The sequence below is a fragment of the Kluyvera sp. STS39-E genome (assembly GCF_040932435.1).
Taxonomy (GTDB): domain Bacteria; phylum Pseudomonadota; class Gammaproteobacteria; order Enterobacterales; family Enterobacteriaceae; genus Kluyvera.
Genome location: NZ_JBFQGA010000001.1, coordinates 526,665 through 546,037, shown reverse-complemented (window position 1 = coordinate 546,037; position 19,373 = coordinate 526,665). Strand labels below are relative to the sequence as shown.

The following is a 19,373-nucleotide window of genomic DNA, read 5'->3' as shown; positions in this document are numbered from 1 at the left end:
CCCATTAGGGTGTTTTTTTTTGCCTGTCATAAAGCGCCATACGCCACTCCTGAGAATGGCGCCCCACCGCCGCTACGGTTCCTGATGTTCCCGCATAATCGTATAAATCTTTTCAATATCAATATGCTGACGCATAGATTCTGCCAAAATATCAAACTGCTGTGCTTTATAGCGCGCGTAGTGGAAGTCGCTGTCCAGCGCCGCTAGCCCCTTTCTCTCGCGCAGCGTGTTCACCAGCGCGCGGGTAAAAGCATCGCTATCAAACAGACCGTGAAGGTAGGTGCCAAAAACCAGACCGTCCTCACTGACTGCACCGTCTGCGCTAAACAGCCCATTTTTGCAAAGCTGCATCAAAGGCCTAGCACCGTCTGATAACGTCGTCTCGCCCATATGAATTTCATAGCCGCGCAGGGTCATCCCGGATGCGGCAGCCAGCAAGCCCGGCAACGCATCATTAAGCGTTGCCGTCGCCTGAGTGGTGGTTTTATGTGGCGCGAAACGGGTCACGGTGTTGAGCAAACCCAATCCTGGCAGCGTGCCGAGCCCGGATTCCACCTCATCAATCAGCGTATCGCCCAGCATCTGATAGCCGCCACAAATCCCCAGCACCGGCACGCCCTGTCGTTGCGCCAGCAAAATGCCGTGGGCGAATGCGCTCTCCTGTAACCACAGCAGGTCACCGAGGGTATTTTTACTGCCCGGCAGAATAATCAAATCAGCGCCGGCAAGATCGTCAACGTGGCGTACATAGCGTACGCGGACATCCGGTTGCGCGGCTAAAGCGTTGAAATCAGTGAAGTTGGAGATATGCGGTAGCTGTACTACCGCCACGTCTATCTCCCGATTTCCAGCATTGCGGTATTTGCCTTTTTGCAGCGCTACGCCGTCCTCGTCTTCGAGATCGACCTCCAGCCACGGCATCACGCCCAGCACCGGCACGCCGGTTAAGGCTTCAATTTGTTCAATACCGGAATAGAGCAGCGCAACATCGCCGCGAAACTTATTGATGATAACGCCCTTTACCCGCGCCCTTTCATCCTCATGCAGCAACGCCAAAGTGCCGTAAATAGAAGCAAAAACCCCGCCGCGGTCAATATCGGCCACCAGAATAACCGGACACTGCGCCATCTCCGCCATACCCATATTGACGATATCGCGGTCGCGCAGGTTGATCTCCGCCGGGCTGCCCGCCCCTTCCAGCACCACGACCTCGTAGTCCTGGGCAAGGCTATGGTAAACCTCGAGGATCTGCTCGCGCAGGCGCGGTTTGTAATCGTGATAGCTCACGGCATCCATGTTGGTTGCCACCTCGCCCATCAGCACAATCTGCGCTTTGCGGTCGCTGGTTGGTTTGAGCAAGATCGGGTTCATCCGTACGTCCGGTGCAATTCCAGCCGCTTCAGCCTGAAAAATTTGCGCCCGCCCCATCTCTTTGCCATCCGGGGTAATCCCGGAATTGAGCGCCATGTTCTGCGATTTAAACGGCGCGGTGCGCAGGCCATCTTGATAGAAAATCCGGCACAGCCCCGCCACCAGCATGCTTTTGCCAACGTCGGATGCGGTGCCCTGCAACATAATGGCCTGGATCATACGGTTCCTTTCTCACGCATACGGCAGAAAAATTCCGCCTCGGTTTTACACAGCGGCAGCCCAAGCTCCGCGTGCAGTTTTACCAGCCACGGCTGGCTTAATCCTGCTTCCTCAATCAGCGTACGTTGGGCAAAGACATCGCCCGCTTTACCCGCCGCCAGAACTTCGCCACGGCGCAGCACGTATACCGCGTCGCTGACTTCATAAATCAAATCAATATCGTGGCTGGAAATTACCACATGATTGCCCTGTGCGACGATACGCTTGATTATCTCAACCATCTGCGCTCGTCCAGACGGGTCCAGCCCTGCGGTGGGTTCATCAAGCAGCAGATAACGAGCCTGCAACACCAGCGCACCCGCTATCGCTACCCGTTTTTTCTGCCCGTGGCTCAGGCATTGGATTGGCTGCTGGCGAAAATGCTGGGCATCAACCAGCGTCAGCGCATCATCAATACGGCGGGCGATTTCGTCCTCCGCCACGCCGAGATTACGCAGGCTGAAGGCGATATCACTATCGATGTCGGTATAAAAAATTTGCTGATCCGGATCTTGAAATACCGTTGTCACCTGCTGACGCAACGCCAGCAGCCCACGCTTGCTGTAATCCAGCGGTTTTCCCTGCCATAGCACCGCCCCTTGCTGCGGTCGCAACAGCCCGCTGAGATGCATAAACAGCGTCGACTTTCCGCAGCCGTTCGCCCCCACCAACCCGGTGACGGCCTGCTGGGAAAAATCCAGCGTCAGCCCTTTCAGCGTCGGTTCGTCCTGGTAGCGAAACCACAGATCGCGAGTACCCAGCATGGTGTTCCTTAAAGGTGAAAATCACCCTGATACAGTTTGATATCCAGCGCCGTGCTCATCTGCTGATAGCGAATAAGCACGCGGGTAAACAGCAGTCCCACCAGCATCGACAGCGAACGGTAGCCAAGCCGCACATTGCGATAGCCAAAACGCAGCGTCTGCGCCCGGTGAATCGCCATCGCCTCATCCAGCAGAATAAAGATAAAGCGCCACGTCAGCAGAACTTGCTCAGTGAGCAGGCGCGGCACCCGCGCGCGTTTTAGCAGCACAATTAGCTGCGGGAAGGGAAGATTCAGCACCAGCCAGAAGGTTGCCGACAGCGCCGCGAGGCTGCGCCAGAAAGTGTCATTGGCGGTGTTTAAGCCTACCTGGGTGATGCCCAACCAAAACCCGCCGAGCGGCACGCTCGCCAGCAGCGTATGCGGGTCGCGACTCACGCTAAACACAATGGTCAACACCCCGACCAACAGAAAACCCAACGGCAGCGCCATCCAACGACACCAGCGCCAAAAAGAGACTCGCAGTAGCCAGCAGGTTAGCGCCGCCGTGAGCCCCATCAGCACAGCCTGCCCCAGTGGCGGCAGGCTAAATGCCAGAACCATCAACAGCAGCCAGAACAGGAATTTCCGTTCTGGCGCGACGTGAAACCAACGGCTCTGGTAGCTCAGTCGGTCAAGCCCGGTCATCATTACGCTGACGACCTTTGTAGTAACCCAGAATATAGAAAATCACCGCCGCACCGAGCGAGCCTTGCAGGGTAAACAGCAGGCTTTCAATTTCGCCGCTCGCCGGTTCGTATAGCGGCTGGAACCAAGGCTCATAGTGCGGGGCGATCGCCTGGATCTGGCTTTCTGCTTCGCCATCGGATCCACCGTACTCGCCGCCGTGATTAATAAAGAATGGCAGAATCACGAGAGCGATGATCATCGCCAGTAGAATCAATGTCTTTTTCATCTTAGTTTCCTTGCGCGGGGATAAGCTGACGTTTGGTCAACTGGTCGTAAATCATCACCGTCAACAGCCCTTCAGCAATGGCAATCGGGATCTGCGTCAGACAGAAGATCCCCATAAATTTCAGACTCGACCCGGCGATCCCTGCCTGCGGATCCGGGAAAGCGGCGCCCAGTTGGAGCGAAGTGACAAAATAGGTTGCCAAATCCGCCAGCATCGCACAGAGGAACACCGACACATCACGACGAAAGCCCGCTTTAGAGGCCATTTTCCACACCAGATAGCCGACGATAGGCCCAATCACCGCCATCGACATGCCGTTCGCGCCGAGCGTCGTCAGCCCGCCGTGCGCCAGCAGCAGCGCCTGGAACAGCAGCACGATGGCCCCCAGAATCGCCACCACGCCCGGACCAAACAAAATGACCGCCAACCCCACGCCGGTCGGGTGCGAACAACTGCCAGTGACAGACGGGATCTTCAGCGCCGAGAGAACAAAAATAAATGCTCCGCACAGCGCCAGCAGTACCTTCTGGTTGTTATCCTCTTGAACGATGTGACGCAGGCGCACCAGTCCGTACCACAGACATGGCAAAAACAGCAGCCACCACGCCAGCGCCCACATCGGCGGCAAAAAGCCTTCCATGATGTGCATCGCAAACGCCTGTTCCGGCACCACCAACAGCAGCAGCGCTGCCGCCGCCCCGCTCAACGATAATTTTTTAAGTTGTTGTTCTAGACTCACTGTCCCTGCCCCCACTGTTTATTCACCAGAATGGTTGAAAAATAAGGCAGCGGCTGGTCATCGCTGACCTCCGCCAGATTTCTCCAGCACTGCTCCCCCGGCAGCGTCGCCTCGGCCATCAGCAGGGCTTTATCCAACAGCCCCGCCTGTGCCAGCAGTGCTTTGATACGCGGGAAACGACCGTAGACTTTCATCAGCACGAGGCTGTCATGCTGTGCCAACGCGTGGGCGATTTCCGATTCCGGCGCGGTACACGCGACGACCGCCAGCGACTGCTGTTCCATCGCCAACGGCATCTGCGCACGAGCGGCAATGGCGGCAAACGACGTCACGCCGGGAATAATCTCCAGCCATTCAGGGCTGCCAATCCGCTGCAATAAAAAGACCCACGTGCTGAACAGCATGGCGTCGCCCAGCGTGATAAATCCTACCTGCTTACCGCCTTCAACTTCGCTTACCAGCGCTCTTGAAACGTCGTCCCACACCACCTCTTTTTCGGCGCTATCGGCGCTCATCGGAAAATGGCAGCAGCGCACCTCCGTATGTGCAGACAGATATTCACGCACGATGGACAGCGCCAGGCTGTCGCCACCTTTGCGTCCCGCCGGGGCGTAAAGAATATCGAGCCCGCCGAGAATACGCGCCGCGCGCACGGTGATGAGATCGGCGGCTCCCGGTCCGGTGCTTAGGGCATACAGTTTTCCGCTCATGCCACCTCCAGCGATTGCTGCAGATGCTCAACAAACATCGACCGTACCGCCGGGTTTTCCCCCAGCCCACGCAGCCAAGGCGTGGCGGTGATGCCCGCCGCGGTGAACAGCGTTTTCCACGAGTCTTCTTCATCGGACGCCATATCGTTAATCGCATGGTCGCCCGCCACCAGCATCAATGGCATCAGGTGCACGCTACGCACGCCCTCGCGATTGAGACTTTCGATCAGCACATCCACTTCCGGGTAGCTCTCTACCGCGCCAACGCGCGCCGGGAAGCGCTGGACGCTCATCATGTGGTCAAGACAAGCGTAAGCGGCAAAGGCGTGATGACTGGCCCCATGCCCCATAAACACCACTTTCTCATCGGGATTAAGCGCTGGCATTTGCTGCTCCAGCGCCTGCATCAGCCGCACGTAGTCGTCATGACCACTCAACAGCGGGGTGCCGATCGTCAGACGGCGAAATAGCGGGCGCAGGCTCTGCACTTCGCGAGCGATCTTCTCGTATTCATCGCCGTTGATAATGTGCAGCGACTGCACCGCCACATCTTCGTACCCCAGTTCAGCTAGCTTTTGCAGCGCCTCCAGCGGCGTATCGGTTTCAATACCGTCACGCAGTTTGAGCTTGCGGATAATCATGCCGGAAGTGAACGCCCGGAACAGGTCACGATCCGGGCAGCTTGCCGCCAGTTCGCGTTCACAGGCGACAATATTTTTCTCACAGGTATCGTGATAGCTGGTGCCGAAGCTGACCACTAAGAGGGCTTTTTTCATCATTGTTTCCTTATGCCGTGGCCTGCCAGCGCGCCAAGCGCTCGGCAAACTCAGCCAGACTGTTCAGTCGTTCATCGCCGGTCACCAAGGGTGCCGGACGGGTAATCACGATGCAGGGAATACCGGCATCTAGGCAGGGTTGAACCTTTTCCTGATAGCCGCCTTCCGCGCCGGAGGCTTTGGTGACCATCACATCGGCGCGGCAGTGACGGTAAAATGCGGCGTTAAACTCGGCGCTAAACGGGGCGCAAAGCGCAAAGATTTCGCCCACCCCAAAGCCTAAATCGGCGCACTGTTGCATTACCTCAGGTACCGGCAGCACGCGGGCAAGCAGCGTCTTTCCCGGCAGACCTTCCCGCCACAGCGCTAGCTCTTTGCTGCCAGTGGTAAGCAGCACCCGTTCCCCCATCGTCTGAATCAGCGCGCAGGCTTCAGGGATATTTGCTACGTAGTGCAGCAGCGGATGCGTCAAGGAATCGAGCTGCTCTGGACGCTGATAGCGGCTAAGCAGCACGCCGGTCTGCTCGCAGGCCGCCTGCGCGTTACGGCTCACCACTTCGGCGTACGGATGAGAGGCATCAATCACCCAGCGGGTCTGGTGTTCGCGCAGCCAAGTAACCATCTCCGTGAGATCCATGCGCCCGCAGCGCACCTGTCCGGCAATATCGCCCGCCAGGGCTACGCCGGTTGGCGTCGCGACCGACACGGTGTACGGCACCCGTGCGGCATCAAGCTGCAGGCAAATCGCCCGCGCATCGCTGGTGCCGCCGAGGACCAGAACGTCGCCCTCACTCACAGTACGTAGCCCCTTGGCGTGATCATCAGGCCGTCCTGCACATAGGTGGTTTTATTGCCGACAATCACCAGGCTGGTCATATCAACCGGACCAAAGTCCATCTCACCAAGGGTGGTCAGCCATTTTTCTTCTTTTTTGCGCCCGGCAGATTTCACGACGCCCACCGGCGTGTTGGCGCTTTTGCAGGCGGCGAGCAGTTCAAAGGCGCGCGCCAGATGCCCTTCACGGCCACGGCTGCGCGGGTTGTAGAAGCAGATGACAAAGTCCGCTTCCCCGGCGGCGATAATGCGTTTTTCAATCACTGGCCACGGCGTCAGCAGGTCGCTCAGGCTGATATGGCAGAAGTCGTGCATCAGCGGCGCGCCCAGCAGGGAGGCAGCGGCAATGCTGGCGGTCATGCCGGGGATAAGGCGAACCTCGACATCCAGCTTCTGCTTGCTCACCAGTTCCAGTACCAGCCCCGCCATACCATAAATCCCAGCATCACCGCTGCTGATAAGCGCCACGTTGTGCCCCGCCTGCGCCAGCTCAATCGCCGCCTGGCAGCGTTCGATCTCTTTGCACATCCCGGTTTTGATAACCTGCTTATCGCCGGTAAAAGCCTTTACCAGATGGGTATAGGTTTTGTAGCCGACGACTATTTCCGCCGCCTGCAGGGCTTCAACGGCTTCCATGGTCATCATCGCCTGCGAGCCAGGACCGATTCCAATTACGCTTAACATCAGTGTGTTACTCCCAAAGTAATAGTGACGCCCTGTTCACGCAGGTTCTCGCCAATAAGATGCCCATTGCAAAGCCGCCACGCAGCGGGGCCAGAAACGCTGCCAACGCCTACCGTTTTCTTCACAAACAGCGAGGAAGGAAAACGGTGTTCGTGTTCGCGAAGCTCGGCGACGCTAAAAATTTCAAACGGTACGTCGAAGTCGCTCGCCAGTTGGTTCAGCCCGAGTTCATCTTGCTTCACCACAATGCTGCCAATCGCCTTCAGGGCCAGCGGGTCAATACGATTAGCGGCCAGCTGGCGCAGCAGCAGCGCACTTATCACCGAGCAAGAGGTGCCACGCCTGCAGCCAATACCGGCGACAATCCGCCGCGGAACCAGCTTCCAGTGCGGTATCGGCAGCTCGGGCAGCGTGTCGCGCAGCGTGATGCAGACCAACGCATCCAGTTGCGGAAGCTGCTGCAGGTCAGTGACGGTAATAAACCCGCGCCGATCGCAGCGGCTGACCGTATCGGTGAGCGACTCATCCCACCACAGCCCCACGCGCCGCTGGCTCACCAGCATTTGGTTAACGGTTTTCACTGCCGCGCGAAAGTTATCCATACGGGCATTAAGCTGGCAGGCTAGGGTATCCAGCGCCGCCACATCGTTAACGTCGGTGGCGGTGGTAATCACCGGGTCCACGCCGAGAATACCCGCCAGTTGACGCGCCAAATCGTTCGCCCCGCCGATATGCCCTGAGAGCAGGCTGATAACGTGCTGACCGCGCTCATCAATGACCACCACCGCCGGGTCATGGAATTTATCTACCAAAAGCGGCGCCAGCACGCGCACTGCAATCCCGGTCGCGCCGATAAAAATCAGCGCCGAATAGCGGGTAAATGCCTGCTGCACCTGGTGGGCAAAGCTGCTGTCAAAGGGCAAAAAACCGTCCTCAACCAGCCCTTCACGGGTAAAACAGGTCATTGGCAGCGCAGTACGGAGTCGCTTTGCCAACGCCACACCGCCGGGCGTCAGGCACAACAGTGCGATACCGTCAGGCTTTACGGTATTCATGACTGAAATCCGCCGCGTAGAGTCGTGAGTAGTGGTATTCATCGCCTAAGAAATTGCCGACCAGAATGAGCGCCGTTTTGCGAATACCGGCATCGCGCACTTTGTCACCGATATCCGCCAGCGTGCCGCGTACCGTCTGGCTTTCCGGCCAAGTGGCCTTATAGACCACCGCCACCGGCGTCGTGGCCGGGTAGCCGCCATCGATCAAACGCTCCGCCACTTTGTGGATGCGCTGCACCGACAGGTAAATCGCCATCGAGGTTTGGTGTTGGGCGAGGGATTCAAGCTGCTCGCGCCCCGGCACCGGGGTACGCCCCTCCAACCGGGTGATAATCAGGCTTTGCGAGACTTCCGGGACGGTGTACTCCACGCCCAGCTCCGCCGCCGCACCAAGAAACGCGCTGACACCCGGCACCACCTGATATGCGATACCTCGACGAGTCAGTTCTTCGCCCTGCTCGCGCACCGAGCCATACAGCGAGACATCGCCGGTTTGCAGGCGTACCACCGTTTTCCCGGCCTTCACCCCCGCTTCCATCAGCGAGATGATCTGCTCTAGGTGCAATCCGGCACTGTCATGGCATTCAGCGCCCGCTTGGCAGTAGTCCAGTAGTTCGGTGTTAATCAGCGATCCGGCGTAGATAACAACCTGCGCCTGCTGCAGTAAGCGGTAGCCCTTCAGGGTAATCAGGTCACGGTCGCCGGGACCTGCACCGACGAACCAAACGCAGCGTGGGTCAAAGGCCTCAGCCATGGTTTTCTTCCTTCTGACAGGCAATCACAAAAACGGGGTTATGCGGTTTGAAATAGTGGCCGCTGCCAAGCGAGGTCAGCGCCGCGACGCCCAACTGCTGGCAGTCAACGTTACTGATCCCCAACTGGCGTAAATGACCGAGGGCGCTGTGCAGGTTTTCCTGCAATATAAAAGTCATCACCAGCCGCCCTGCGGGGCGCAGCTGGCGTAAAGACCAGTCAATCAGTTCGCACAGATGGCCGCCGCTGCCGCCCATAAAGACGGCGTCGGCAGGCTCGGCGATAGCAACCGGCGCGTCGCCCTCGACGATGTGCACGTTGGCGCAGGCGAAATGCCGACAGTTTTCTGCCAGCAACCGCAGCGCCACCGGGTTGCGCTCAATGGCGGTCACCTTAAGCGTTGGATTTTGTAGCGCCGCCTCAATCGAGACGCTGCCGGTTCCGGCACCAATATCAATCAGGTGGCGAGCCCGATGCAGTTCAAGCTTTGAAAGCGCCAGCGCACGCACCGCCTCTTTGGTCATCGGCACCTTTTCGCCGCGTAAAAACAGCTCATCTTTCATCGAGGATCACCACCGTGTTCATCTCATAGTCGTTCACGACCGCACTGACCCGCAGCCAGTGGATCCGTTCGTCGTCCTGGGCCAGATTTTCGCCAACGATCATCCAGCGATGCCCCTTGCCGCGCGCTACCAACTCGGCGGCAATGGTTTTCGGCCCGCAGCGCTTGTCGGTGACCATCGCCACTTTTTGGTGAGTGGCGAGCACGTCAAAGTTGACCGCGCGCCCGTGGCTGCTGGTGAGCCACATGTCATTCATATCGACTCCCGCCCGCGCGCACAGATACTGCACGGCGCTGACGCCGGGGATCACCTGCACGTTATCGCGACCAAAATGGGCGAGCAGGCGCGTGCCAATGCCGTAAAACAGCGGGTCGCCGGACGCCAGTACCACCACATTTTGCGCAGAGCGGGCCTCTATCCACGCCAGCACCTCGGCGATATTCGCGCCCAATGCGCAGCGCTCGCCGGAAAAATCAGGGAACTGCGCCAGATGGCGCGCGCCGCCCACCAAGGCATCGGCGCGGCTGACCGCCTCTTTGGCCAGCGGCGTCATCAGTTGAAGCCCCGCAGGGCCTACGCCCACCACCGTCAGCATGTCATCGCCTCCACAATCTCGTTCACCGGACGATTGCTGCCGAGGATCTGGTTATCAAAGGAAAACATAATGGCGTCGCAGATAGGGGGCGCTTTGGTAAAGCGCAGCCGCTGCATGACCCGCTGGCAGATACGTTCGGCCAAGTGGTTGTAGAGACGCTGAAAGCCATAAGCGTCGATGTGCTCCATCGCGGCTTCGGTGGTATCACAGTCACTAACCAAGGTCAGCAGTTCCAACGGCGCGCCAAGCAACGCCAAATGAGCGATCAGCGTTTCCATACGCGCATCGGCAATATGGCTATGGGTATGGAAAATTCCGGCGGCGATTTTAATCAGCTTGCCCGGGTGACCGATCAACACAATCTGGCGAAAGCCAAGGCGCACCGCCTCTTCAATCATGTAGCCCACGAAGTTGCTCATGGTCACCACCCCCTGCGGGTCGATGCCCATCTGCTCGCGTACAAAGCGTTCACCGTGGTTGCCCGGCACCAACACCACGCGTTCCAAGCCAGCGGCACGCTTCATCTCCAGTTCCAGCGCCAGCGAGCGTTTCCAGCTCTCTTCCGACATCGGTGTGACAATTCCGGTGGTGCCGATAATCGAAATGCCACCAAGGATACCTAGCCGCGAGTTATAGGTTTTCTGCGCCCGCTCTTCCCCTTCCGGGGCAAAGATTTCCACCTCCGCGCCGCGCGTCGGGCCAATCGCTTCGCGCACGGCGGTTTCAATGGTGTGGCGTGGGGTACGGTTAATCGCCGCGCTGCCGATGGGCAATCCAATGCCTTTACGGGTGACGGTGCCAACGCCTTCGCCACCGCGCAGCGTGATCTCCCCGCTGTCGCTCAGGGTGACGCGGGCAAAAATGAGCATCCCGTGAGTGGCATCAATATCGTCGCCGCCGTCTTTGCGGATCGCGGCGATGCCCTGCTGTCCTTCAACGTGCGGCGATTCCACGTTCATGTTCAGCGTCACGCCGGAAGGGGTGACAATCGACACCTGATGAATCAGGTGTTGGCGCATCACCATCAGCGCGGCGACTTTGGCCGCCGCCGTTGCGCAGGAGCCGGTGGTATACCCTTTGCGTAGCGCTTTGCCGTTATGCCACACCGGGGCGTCGAAGGCCGGTTCACTCATTGGGCGGCCTGTAAGTGGTAGAGAATGGCGTTTACGATAGCCGCGGCCACGTTGCTGCCGCCCTTGCGACCCAGCGCGGCAATGCCCGGTAAACCGCTGTGGCTAAGCGCATCTTTCGACTCCGCCGCGCCGACAAAGCCGACCGGTACGCCGATAACGCCACCGGCTTCCAGCCCTTTATGTTCCAGTAGACGAAACAGCGCGGTTGGCGCATTGCCAAAGACAAACACCTTATCGCCCTCTTCTTTTGCCGCGATATCCACCGCGGCCATCGAGCGGGTTATGCCTTGAGATTTGGCTTCACGTACCACGCGCGGATCGCTGATGTAGCAGCGACACTCGCCGCCAAAGGTCGCCAGCAGATTTTTATTGATGCCTGAGAGCGCCATAGTGGTGTCGGTATAGAGCGTGCACGGGCGGCTTAGCGATTCGCACAGTCGCGGCAAGGCATCTGGGGCAAACCACAGAATATCCAGCCACTCAAAGTCAGCGGTGGTATGAATAACTCGCTTGATGATGGCTTCGTGTAGCGGGCTGGCAAAGCGATAGTCCGGGCGCGTTTCATGGATAATCTCGCTGATAATCTCAAAGCTTTTACGCTCGATTGCCTGCGGTTGCTGGATATAGTTCATTACTGCTCTCCTTAGGCCGCGTCAACCAGCCAGAACCTGACCGCCATAAACAGCAGCAGGGCTAGCGTTGACGCCACCCACATCAGTCGAATCGTTTGGGAAATATCATCAATGGCAATGGCGCGGTGGGCGTCACCAATCCATGGTTTGTCGACGCGCTGGCCAAAATATTCGTTTGGGCCACCAAGACGGATGCCCAACGCGCCAGCCACGGTGGCCTCGGACCAGGCGCAGTTTGGGCTGCTGTGGTTGTATCGGTCCCGCCAGCCGATGCGCAGCGCGTGCACGCCGTCGAGTCGGCAGAGGAAGGCCGCGGCACTGATCAGCAGCCAGCTCAGGCGCGCAGGAAGATAGTTGGCGACATCATCAAGTCGGGCGCTGACCATACCGATAGCGCGGTATTTTTCATGCTTATAGCCGACCATCGAATCGAGGGTATTTACCGCTTTATAGGCCATCGCCAGCGGCGCGCCGCCGAGCAGCAGGAAAAATAAGGGCGCGATAATGCCGTCAACGGTGTTTTCCGCCACGGTTTCTACCACCGCGCGATTAATTTGTTCAGGCTGGAGCGCAGAGGTGTCGCGGCCCACGATCCACGACAGCTTCAGGCGACTTTCTCCAAGATGACCTTCGCGTAGCGGACGGGCAACATCCTGCGCACAGCGCGCTAGGCAACGCCCCGCCAGCACGGTGAAGATCATCCACACCTCAACGCCCCACCCCAGCCACGGATGTATCGACGCGGCCAGTTTTAGTACGCCCCAGGCGATACCGTAGGTCAGCCCGACCACCACCAGCCACATCACGCCGCCGCCGATACGTAGGGCGCGGTCGCTATGACAAAAACGGCGCACCACGCGCTGAACGGCGTTAATCAGATTTCCTATCCAGCGCACCGGATGCGGCCAGTTTTGCGGGTCGCCGAGGGTAAAATCGAGCAGCCATGCGAGGCCCCAAGCCAGCAACGTCATTGGACACTCCTTGCGGCGGCAAACCAGTGGTTCAGCATGGCGGGACGCTGGGCGAAGTGCAGGTGCAGGTAGCTGGCGAAGGTGTTACCGCGCTGCCAGCCGCCTTGCCATTGCTGGAGAGTCTCGCCATCGCGGACTTTGCGACACGACATCGCCGCCGGAATTTGCGGGATAAAATCGGAGTAGTGGAATTCATGCCCGCGCAGGACGTCACCGGGAGCGGCGAGCAGCGTCGGGCTTTCAGCCTGTGCTTCACAGTAGCCAAAGCGAGTCAGTCGTTTGCCCATTTTACTGGCGCCGGGAAGAATATCGGCCATAGCGTGGATCTCGCCCTGCGCATCCTCCAGCGTGCTGCCGAGGTACATCAGACCGCCGCATTCGGCGTAAATCGCCACGCCGCGCCGGTGGGCAGCACGAATTTGTTCCAGCATCGGTAGGTTAGCCGCGAGTCTGCGGGCGTGAAGCTCCGGGTAGCCGCCGCCCAGCCACAGCATTTGGCAATCCGGCAGCTTGCGGTCATGAAGCGGGCTGAAGCGAACAATCGTCACCCCCGCCCGTTCCAGCAGCGCCAAGTTGTCCGGGTAGTAGAAGTTGAAGGCCTCATCATCGGCCAGCGCCAGCGTTAATCCCTCGCCGTGCAGCGGCGTGGCTGGCCATTCCCCCACCGGTAAGGCGGACAATTCAGTGAGCGCGAGCAGTGCGTCGATATCCAGCGTACGTTCAAGGCCCGCAGCAAAGTCCTGCCACGGCTGAGTATCCACCGTCGATTCCCTAGCGGTAACTAGGCCAAGATGGCGTTCGGGCAGCGCCACCCCTTCGGCACGCGGGGCATAGCCCAGCACCGGCAAGGCGCAGTAGCGTTCGATGGCGCTTTTCAGCAGTTGAAAATGGCTGTCGCTGTTGACACGATTGACAATCACCCCAGCAATATTGAGGCTTGGGTCGAAGTGCTGAAAGCCCATCACCGTCGCCGCAATCGAAGTGGAAACGGCTTTGCCATCCACCAGCAAAATGACCGGGCAGCCTAGCTGTTTAGCCATCGCCGCGCTGCTGCAATAGTTTGGGTCGGTGCCGTAGCCATCATACAGACCCATCACGCCTTCAATAACGGCGATATCAGCCTGCTGCATATGCTCGCCAAACAGCGCATTGAGGATTGAGGGGGGCAGCATAAAGCCGTCGAGGTTTCGCGAAGGGACGCCGCACAGCGCAGTATGCCAGCCGGTGTCGAGGTAATCAGGGCCAACTTTATACGGCTGAACCCGCAGCCCGCGCTGCATAAGCAGTTTGAGCAGACCAAGCGTCACCGTGGTTTTACCACAGCCGCTGCCGGTGCCTGCGAGAACAAATGCGTGCTGTTTAGCTGCCATACCCTGACCTTTTTCAGGCAGGATTTGGTATAGCCGTGCGCTTGCCCGACCTAATGGCCGTGCAACACAAAGCAACCCACTTCCCACCGAAGTTGTTGTTAATGGCCAACAGGCAGGTCTTCTGGCTTAGCGTCATCCTCGCCCGTCCTTCCCGATCTAGCGATCAGTGGTGTTTACGGGGTCGTCAGCATCACAGCAGCGGGGGCTGCGGAGGATTTATACACGTGTGTATTCACCTCCTTCCCTGGCACATAATATGCCAAACCTGTTGGTTGCAGATTTATGCCGGTATATACCCGTCATAAAAATAAAAGCGCCTTACTCTAGCGCCGCGCATGAATCATTTCGTTGCGCTATGACAATACCGGTATATTTACGGTAGTTATATTTCGTTGGGCAAGACAAGGAAAATCATGAGCGTGGCGCGCTGCCCCGGTTCCTGCGGGGAATTGATACAAGGCTGGATTCTGGGCAGCGAAAAGCTCATCTCCTGTCCAATAGACTGGTATAGCACGGTGGAAGTGCGCGACGGCACGCCGCTGCCCGACGAACGTCCGCTCACCCGAGCGATGGTCAGCGCACTGCTCGCCCACTTTGGCTATCCGCAGGCGTTAAGCTCGGCGCTGCGCATTGAAGTGGACTCAACCCTGCCCATCGCAAAAGGGATGGCCAGCAGCACCGCCGATATCGCCGCCACCGCCGTGGCCGCGGCCCATCATTTGGGCCATTCGCTTGATGAGTCTACGCTTGCTGCGCTTTGCGTCTCGCTGGAACCGACCGACAGCACCCTGTTTCGCCGGTTAACCCTGTTCTGTCACCATCACGCCACCACGCAGATTGCCTGCGCTCCCGCGCCGCATTTCGACCTTTTAGTCCTTGAAAGTCCAGTGTTTTTGCGCACCGCAGACTATCATCGCCTTCCTCGCGCAGCGGCGCTCACGGCGCATGCCGAGGTTTTGCATCAAGCTTGGGGAAAAGTGCAGCGCGCCTGTATTGAGCAAGACGCTAGCCTGCTTGGCGAAGCGGCAACGCTCAGCGCTATCGCCAGCCAGTCGCTGCTGTCCAAGCCAGGCTTTGCGACGCTGATGGCGCTGGTAGAGTCCTGTGATTTATACGGCCTGAACGTGGCGCACAGCGGCAGCGTGGTCGGGCTGATGCTCGACCAAGATCGTCATGATGTGGAGTATCTTAGGTGGGCACTCACGCAGAAAAAACTGACCAATCATTGGCCGAAGCAGCACCTGTTAAGTGCGGTGTCGGGCGGGGTTCAGCTTAGCACCTGACGCATTGCCGCCAGCAGCCGCTGGTTTTCGATTTTGCTCCGTACCGCGACGCGGAAGTAGCGCCCGTCCAGCCCCGGATAGTTGGCGCAGCTGCGAATCAGTATGTGCTGTTGCAGTAACGCGTATTGCAGATCAACATCCGCCCGTTCGCAGCGTAAAAACAGATAGTTCGCTCGCCCCGGATAGACGGTCAATCCGTCAATTTCCCCCAGCGCCTGATACAAATGCTGACCTTCTCGTGCCAGCCAGCCCAGGGTGGTCTGCTGGTAGTCGCGGTCGTTAAGCACGCTGACTCCCGCCAGCGCAGCAAAAGCGTTGATTGACCACGGCATCTGATGCTTGCGCAGACGCGCCACCGCTTGCTCATCACCGTTAAGCAAATAACCCAAACGCAGGCCGGGAATGGCGTAGAACTTGGTCAGCGATCGCAGCACCCAAATGTGCGGATTTTGTCCTAGCTGCGGAATAAAACCTGGCTCGTCGGTCATAAAATCGATAAACGCTTCGTCGAGAATAAGCGCGATATTGAGCGTCCGACAGCGCTCAGCGATGGCATCCAGCAGCGCGCGCTCCGGCATTAGCCCGGTGGGATTATTTGGCGTGCACAGGAACAGGCAGTCGAGATCTGCCGTCAGCGCCGGCAAAATCCGCTCGGTCAGCTGCCAGCCGTCTTCTTCGCGCAGGGCAAAGGTCTCTATTTCACAATCGAGGGTTTCCAGCGCCCGGCGATACTCAGCAAATCCCGGTGCAATGACCATCGCCCGGCGCGGCTTCAAACCGTGGACGAGGGTAAAAATCGATTCGGTTTCACCATTGCCCGCCAGACACCACGACGCAGGAACACCGTGATGCGCCGCCAGCGCCTGATGCAGTTGCTGATAGTCGACGTCGGGGTAACGCTCGACGCAGTTAAGATTGTCGATAATCGCCTGTTTAAGGCCTGCTGGCATCCCCAGCGGATTGATGTTGGCGCTGAAATCCAGCAGCGTATCGGCATCAACGCCAAGCAGTGCCGCCGCTTCGCGAATATTGCCGCCGTGGGCGCTCTTTAGCAAAGACACGCCGGCTTATCCGCGCCTTGCCAACGTCGCACCGTCGGCAAAGTAGGCTTTGATCCCGGCAAGGATCGACTCGGCAACCTCCTGCTGGAACTTTGCAGTTTTCAACTTACGTTCCTCTTCGACGTTACTGATAAACGCCGTTTCGACGAGGATCGACGGAATATCCGGTGCTTTTAGTACTGCAAAGCCGGCCTGCTCCACCTGATTTTTATGCAGATTGTTGACCTGCCCCAGTCGTTTAAGCACCGCTTTGCCAAATTTCAGGCTGTCAGTGATGGTCAGCGACTGCACCATGTCAAACATGGTGTGATCAACGTAGCGGTCGCCACTTTTGCTTACGCCCCCCACTAAGTCGGCGGCGTTCTGGGTTTGCGCGAGGTATTTAGCCGCCGTGCTGGTGGCCCCTTTGGTCGACAGCGCAAACACCGATGAGCCGCTCGGCTGACGGCTGGTAAAGGCATCCGCATGAATGGAGACGAAAAGATCGGCGCGCTGTTTTTGCGCTTTCGCCACCCGCACTCTTAACGGGATAAAAATGTCTTCGTTGCGCGTCATGTAGGCTTTCATATTGCCTTCTTTCTCAATCAGCGCGCGCAGGCGACGGGCAATTTGCAGCACCACGTCCTTCTCCCGCGTTTTATAAAGTCCGACCGCGCCGGAGTCTTCACCGCCGTGTCCGGGATCAAGCATGATAACGATCGGCCGATCGCGCCCGGCTTTGCCCGGCTGCGGGCCGCTTTGCGCCGGTGGCACCTGCTTTTCGAGGCCGTCTTTGTTGTACTCTTCCAGCAGCGCCAGAAGCGGATCCTGGACATCGTTGCTGTTGACCGGGTAGAGATCCATCACCAGACGTTCTTTAAAACCGGCCACCGGTGCTAGGGCAAACAGCTGCGGTTTTACATCTTGTTTAAGCTCAAACACCATGCGCACGGTTTGCGGATCAAACTGCCCCACGCGTGCCGATTTAATATAGGGATCGTCGGCACGAATTTGTGCCCCCATGCCCTTGAGCACCGAGTTCAGGTTGACCCCTTCGAGATCCACCACCATGCGGTCGGGATTGCTCAACGCAAACTGTCGATACTTGATCACACGGTTGGATTCTACCGTAACGCGCGTGTAGCTGGACGCAGGCCAAATGCGCACGGCCACCACCTGACTAACGGCAGCAAACCCCACCTGACTCACGCTCAATAACCACATGGCGCCCGCCCCTTTTAACAGGCGACGACGACTTAAGGACTGACTTCCCGACATGCTCCATCCCAGGCAAAAAAAAACAATTTCAGTTTACGCATAATACGATTGACCGAAAACTTTAACCAAAGGCGAATAAACTGTCATCTATAAAAGGGTAAACATTCGTAGGATCAACGAAATTGGCCGCGAGGTTTTCCACTACTTAGGCAAATTCCGGCTTGCTTTTCGGCCAAAAACAGAATAAAAATACAATAATTACGAATAATCATGCATTGAGGGTTGTGCCGTGGTGAAGGAACGTAGAACCGAACTGGTAGAGGGGTTTCGTCACTCCGTCCCCTATATTAACGCCCACCGGGGGAAGACGTTTGTCATCATGCTTGGCGGCGAAGCCATCGAGCATGAAAACTTTTCCAGTATCGTCAGCGATATTGGCCTGCTCCATAGCTTAGGCATTCGCCTCGTGCTGGTCTACGGTGCGCGCCCGCAGATTGACGCCAATCTGGCGGAGCATCACCACGAGCCGACTTATCACAAACACATCCGCGTAACCGACAGCAAAACGCTGGAACTGGTCAAACAGGCCGCTGGCCTGCTGCAGTTGGATATCACCGCCCGACTGTCGATGAGCCTCAACAACACCCCGCTCCAGGGTGCGCACATCAACGTGGTGAGCGGCAACTTTATTATCGCCCAGCCGCTGGGCGTGGACGATGGTATCGACTACTGCCACAGCGGACGTATTCGTCGTATTGATGAAGAGGCGATTCACCGCCAGCTCGACAACGGCGCAATCGTGCTGATGGGGCCGGTGGCGGTCTCTGTAACCGGCGAGAGCTTTAACCTGACCTCAGAAGAAGTAGCTACCCAACTGGCGATTAAGCTTAAAGCCGAGAAGATGATTGGCTTTTGCTCATCGCAAGGGGTCTACAACGAGGATGGCGAGATTGTCCCAGAGCTTTTCCCCAACGAAGCGCAGGCACGCATTGAAGAGCTGGAACAAGAAGGCGACTATCTCTCCGGCACCGCGCGCTTCCTGCGTGGTGCGGTCAAAGCCTGCCGCAGCGGAGTACGTCGCAGCCACTTAATCAGCTACCAAGAAGATGGCGCGCTGTTGCAGGAGCTGTTCTCCCGTGACGGTATCGGTACGCAGATTGTGATGGAAAGCGCCGAGCAAATTCGCCGCGCAACCATTAACGATATCGGCGGGATCCTCGATTTAATTGCCCCGCTTGAGCAACAGGGAATTCTGGTACGCCGTTCGCGCGAACAGCTGGAGATGGAGATCGACAAGTTCACCATTATTCAGCGAGATAACACCACCATCGCTTGCGCTGCGCTGTATCCGTTCCCGGAAGAGAAAATTGGCGAGATGGCCTGCGTGGCGGTTCATCCAGACTACCGCAGTTCGTCGCGTGGTGAAGTGCTGCTTGAGCGTATTGCCGCCCAGGCAAAACAGATGGGCTTAAATCATCTGTTTGTGCTGACGACGCGCAGCATTCACTGGTTCCAAGAACGCGGATTTAAGCCGGTAGATGTGGAATTGCTGCCGGAAAGTAAAAAGCAGCTATATAACTATCAGCGGCGGTCGAAGGTGCTGATGACCGATCTGGCTTAACCTTAGTGCGTTATTTTGCCGGGTGGCGCTGCGCTTACCCGGCCTACAA

General features: G+C 58.0%; 21 protein-coding genes and 1 riboswitch. Of the genes, 2 read left to right on the top strand and 19 right to left on the bottom strand.

Going from position 1 to position 19,373, the window contains the following annotated elements:
• Nucleotides 1-72: 72 nt before the first annotated feature.
• The 17 genes from AB4K05_RS02650 to AB4K05_RS02570 are packed head-to-tail and all read right to left on the bottom strand — an operon-like array spanning nt 73 to nt 14,162.
• A complete protein-coding gene (locus tag AB4K05_RS02650) occupies nt 73-1,590 on the bottom strand; it encodes a cobyric acid synthase (protein WP_368478464.1) in 1,518 nt (505 codons plus the stop codon).
• Nucleotides 1,587-2,393, bottom strand: coding sequence for an energy-coupling factor ABC transporter ATP-binding protein (locus AB4K05_RS02645; protein WP_368478463.1), 807 nt, complete (start codon nt 2,391-2,393; stop codon nt 1,587-1,589). Before AB4K05_RS02645 ends, AB4K05_RS02650 begins: the two co-directional genes overlap by 4 nt.
• Nucleotides 2,394-2,401: 8 nt before the next feature.
• A complete protein-coding gene (locus tag AB4K05_RS02640; RefSeq protein WP_368478637.1) occupies nt 2,402-3,079 on the bottom strand; it encodes an energy-coupling factor ABC transporter transmembrane protein in 678 nt (225 codons plus the stop codon).
• Nucleotides 3,066-3,347: an energy-coupling factor ABC transporter substrate-binding protein gene (locus AB4K05_RS02635; RefSeq protein WP_368478462.1), complete on the bottom strand. Its 282-nt coding sequence runs from the start codon at nt 3,345-3,347 to the stop codon at nt 3,066-3,068. Before AB4K05_RS02635 ends, AB4K05_RS02640 begins: the two co-directional genes overlap by 14 nt.
• Before the next feature lies 1 nt (nt 3,348).
• Entirely contained in the window at nt 3,349-4,086 is a 738-nt protein-coding gene (gene cbiM, locus AB4K05_RS02630) for a cobalt ECF transporter S component CbiM (protein ID WP_368478461.1), read from the bottom strand.
• Nucleotides 4,083-4,796, bottom strand: coding sequence for a cobalt-factor II C(20)-methyltransferase (locus AB4K05_RS02625; protein WP_368478460.1), 714 nt, complete (start codon nt 4,794-4,796; stop codon nt 4,083-4,085). Before AB4K05_RS02625 ends, cbiM begins: the two co-directional genes overlap by 4 nt.
• Nucleotides 4,793-5,572, bottom strand: a complete 780-nt coding sequence (locus AB4K05_RS02620; protein ID WP_368478636.1) for a sirohydrochlorin cobaltochelatase — start codon at nt 5,570-5,572, stop codon at nt 4,793-4,795. The genes AB4K05_RS02625 and AB4K05_RS02620 overlap by 4 nt, the downstream gene beginning before the upstream one ends.
• Nucleotides 5,573-5,582: 10 nt before the next feature.
• Entirely contained in the window at nt 5,583-6,368 is a 786-nt protein-coding gene (locus AB4K05_RS02615; RefSeq protein ID WP_368478459.1) for a cobalt-precorrin-6A reductase, read from the bottom strand.
• Nucleotides 6,365-7,090, bottom strand: coding sequence for a precorrin-3B C(17)-methyltransferase (locus AB4K05_RS02610; protein ID WP_368478458.1), 726 nt, complete (start codon nt 7,088-7,090; stop codon nt 6,365-6,367). Before AB4K05_RS02610 ends, AB4K05_RS02615 begins: the two co-directional genes overlap by 4 nt.
• Nucleotides 7,090-8,145, bottom strand: a complete 1,056-nt coding sequence (cbiG, locus tag AB4K05_RS02605; RefSeq protein WP_368478457.1) for a cobalt-precorrin 5A hydrolase — start codon at nt 8,143-8,145, stop codon at nt 7,090-7,092. The genes AB4K05_RS02610 and cbiG overlap by 1 nt, the downstream gene beginning before the upstream one ends.
• The gene (locus AB4K05_RS02600; RefSeq protein WP_368478456.1) at nt 8,126-8,899 is read right to left on the bottom strand and encodes a cobalt-precorrin-4 methyltransferase; all 774 of its coding nucleotides are present in this window, start codon (nt 8,897-8,899) and stop codon (nt 8,126-8,128) included. The genes cbiG and AB4K05_RS02600 overlap by 20 nt, the downstream gene beginning before the upstream one ends.
• A complete protein-coding gene (locus AB4K05_RS02595) occupies nt 8,892-9,461 on the bottom strand; it encodes a decarboxylating cobalt-precorrin-6B (C(15))-methyltransferase (protein ID WP_368478455.1) in 570 nt (189 codons plus the stop codon). The genes AB4K05_RS02600 and AB4K05_RS02595 overlap by 8 nt, the downstream gene beginning before the upstream one ends.
• Nucleotides 9,451-10,056: a cobalt-precorrin-7 (C(5))-methyltransferase gene (locus AB4K05_RS02590; RefSeq protein ID WP_368478454.1), complete on the bottom strand. Its 606-nt coding sequence runs from the start codon at nt 10,054-10,056 to the stop codon at nt 9,451-9,453. The genes AB4K05_RS02595 and AB4K05_RS02590 overlap by 11 nt, the downstream gene beginning before the upstream one ends.
• Entirely contained in the window at nt 10,050-11,189 is a 1,140-nt protein-coding gene (gene cbiD / locus AB4K05_RS02585; protein WP_368478453.1) for a cobalt-precorrin-5B (C(1))-methyltransferase CbiD, read from the bottom strand. Before cbiD ends, AB4K05_RS02590 begins: the two co-directional genes overlap by 7 nt.
• Nucleotides 11,186-11,821, bottom strand: coding sequence for a cobalt-precorrin-8 methylmutase (locus AB4K05_RS02580; protein ID WP_368478452.1), 636 nt, complete (start codon nt 11,819-11,821; stop codon nt 11,186-11,188). The genes cbiD and AB4K05_RS02580 overlap by 4 nt, the downstream gene beginning before the upstream one ends.
• Nucleotides 11,822-11,832: 11 nt before the next feature.
• Nucleotides 11,833-12,792 carry an adenosylcobinamide-phosphate synthase CbiB gene (cbiB, locus tag AB4K05_RS02575; RefSeq protein ID WP_368478451.1) on the bottom strand — a complete coding sequence of 320 codons (960 nt, stop codon included), beginning with the start codon at nt 12,790-12,792 and terminating at the stop codon, nt 11,833-11,835.
• Nucleotides 12,789-14,162, bottom strand: coding sequence for a cobyrinate a,c-diamide synthase (locus tag AB4K05_RS02570; RefSeq protein WP_368478450.1), 1,374 nt, complete (start codon nt 14,160-14,162; stop codon nt 12,789-12,791). The genes cbiB and AB4K05_RS02570 overlap by 4 nt, the downstream gene beginning before the upstream one ends.
• Nucleotides 14,163-14,255: 93 nt before the next feature.
• Nucleotides 14,256-14,446: riboswitch (cobalamin riboswitch) on the bottom strand.
• A 129-nt stretch (nt 14,447-14,575) separates the two neighbouring features.
• Between AB4K05_RS02570 and AB4K05_RS02565 the strand changes: the two genes are divergently transcribed.
• Nucleotides 14,576-15,445 carry an L-threonine kinase gene (locus AB4K05_RS02565; RefSeq protein ID WP_368478449.1) on the top strand — a complete coding sequence of 290 codons (870 nt, stop codon included), beginning with the start codon at nt 14,576-14,578 and terminating at the stop codon, nt 15,443-15,445.
• Here the strand turns inward: AB4K05_RS02565 and cobD are convergent.
• Together cobD and amiC are read right to left on the bottom strand one after the other, a co-directional pair.
• A complete protein-coding gene (cobD, locus tag AB4K05_RS02560) occupies nt 15,430-16,506 on the bottom strand; it encodes a threonine-phosphate decarboxylase CobD (protein ID WP_368478448.1) in 1,077 nt (358 codons plus the stop codon). The genes AB4K05_RS02565 and cobD overlap by 16 nt on opposite strands.
• A 6-nt stretch (nt 16,507-16,512) precedes the next feature.
• A complete protein-coding gene (gene amiC, locus AB4K05_RS02555; protein WP_368478447.1) occupies nt 16,513-17,763 on the bottom strand; it encodes an N-acetylmuramoyl-L-alanine amidase AmiC in 1,251 nt (416 codons plus the stop codon).
• Between the two features lie 229 nt (nt 17,764-17,992).
• Between amiC and argA the strand changes: the two genes are divergently transcribed.
• Nucleotides 17,993-19,324 (top strand): amino-acid N-acetyltransferase, encoded by a 1,332-nt coding sequence (gene argA / locus AB4K05_RS02550; protein ID WP_368478446.1) that lies wholly within the window; start codon nt 17,993-17,995, stop codon nt 19,322-19,324.
• The last annotated feature ends 49 nt before the right edge of the window (nt 19,325-19,373 follow it).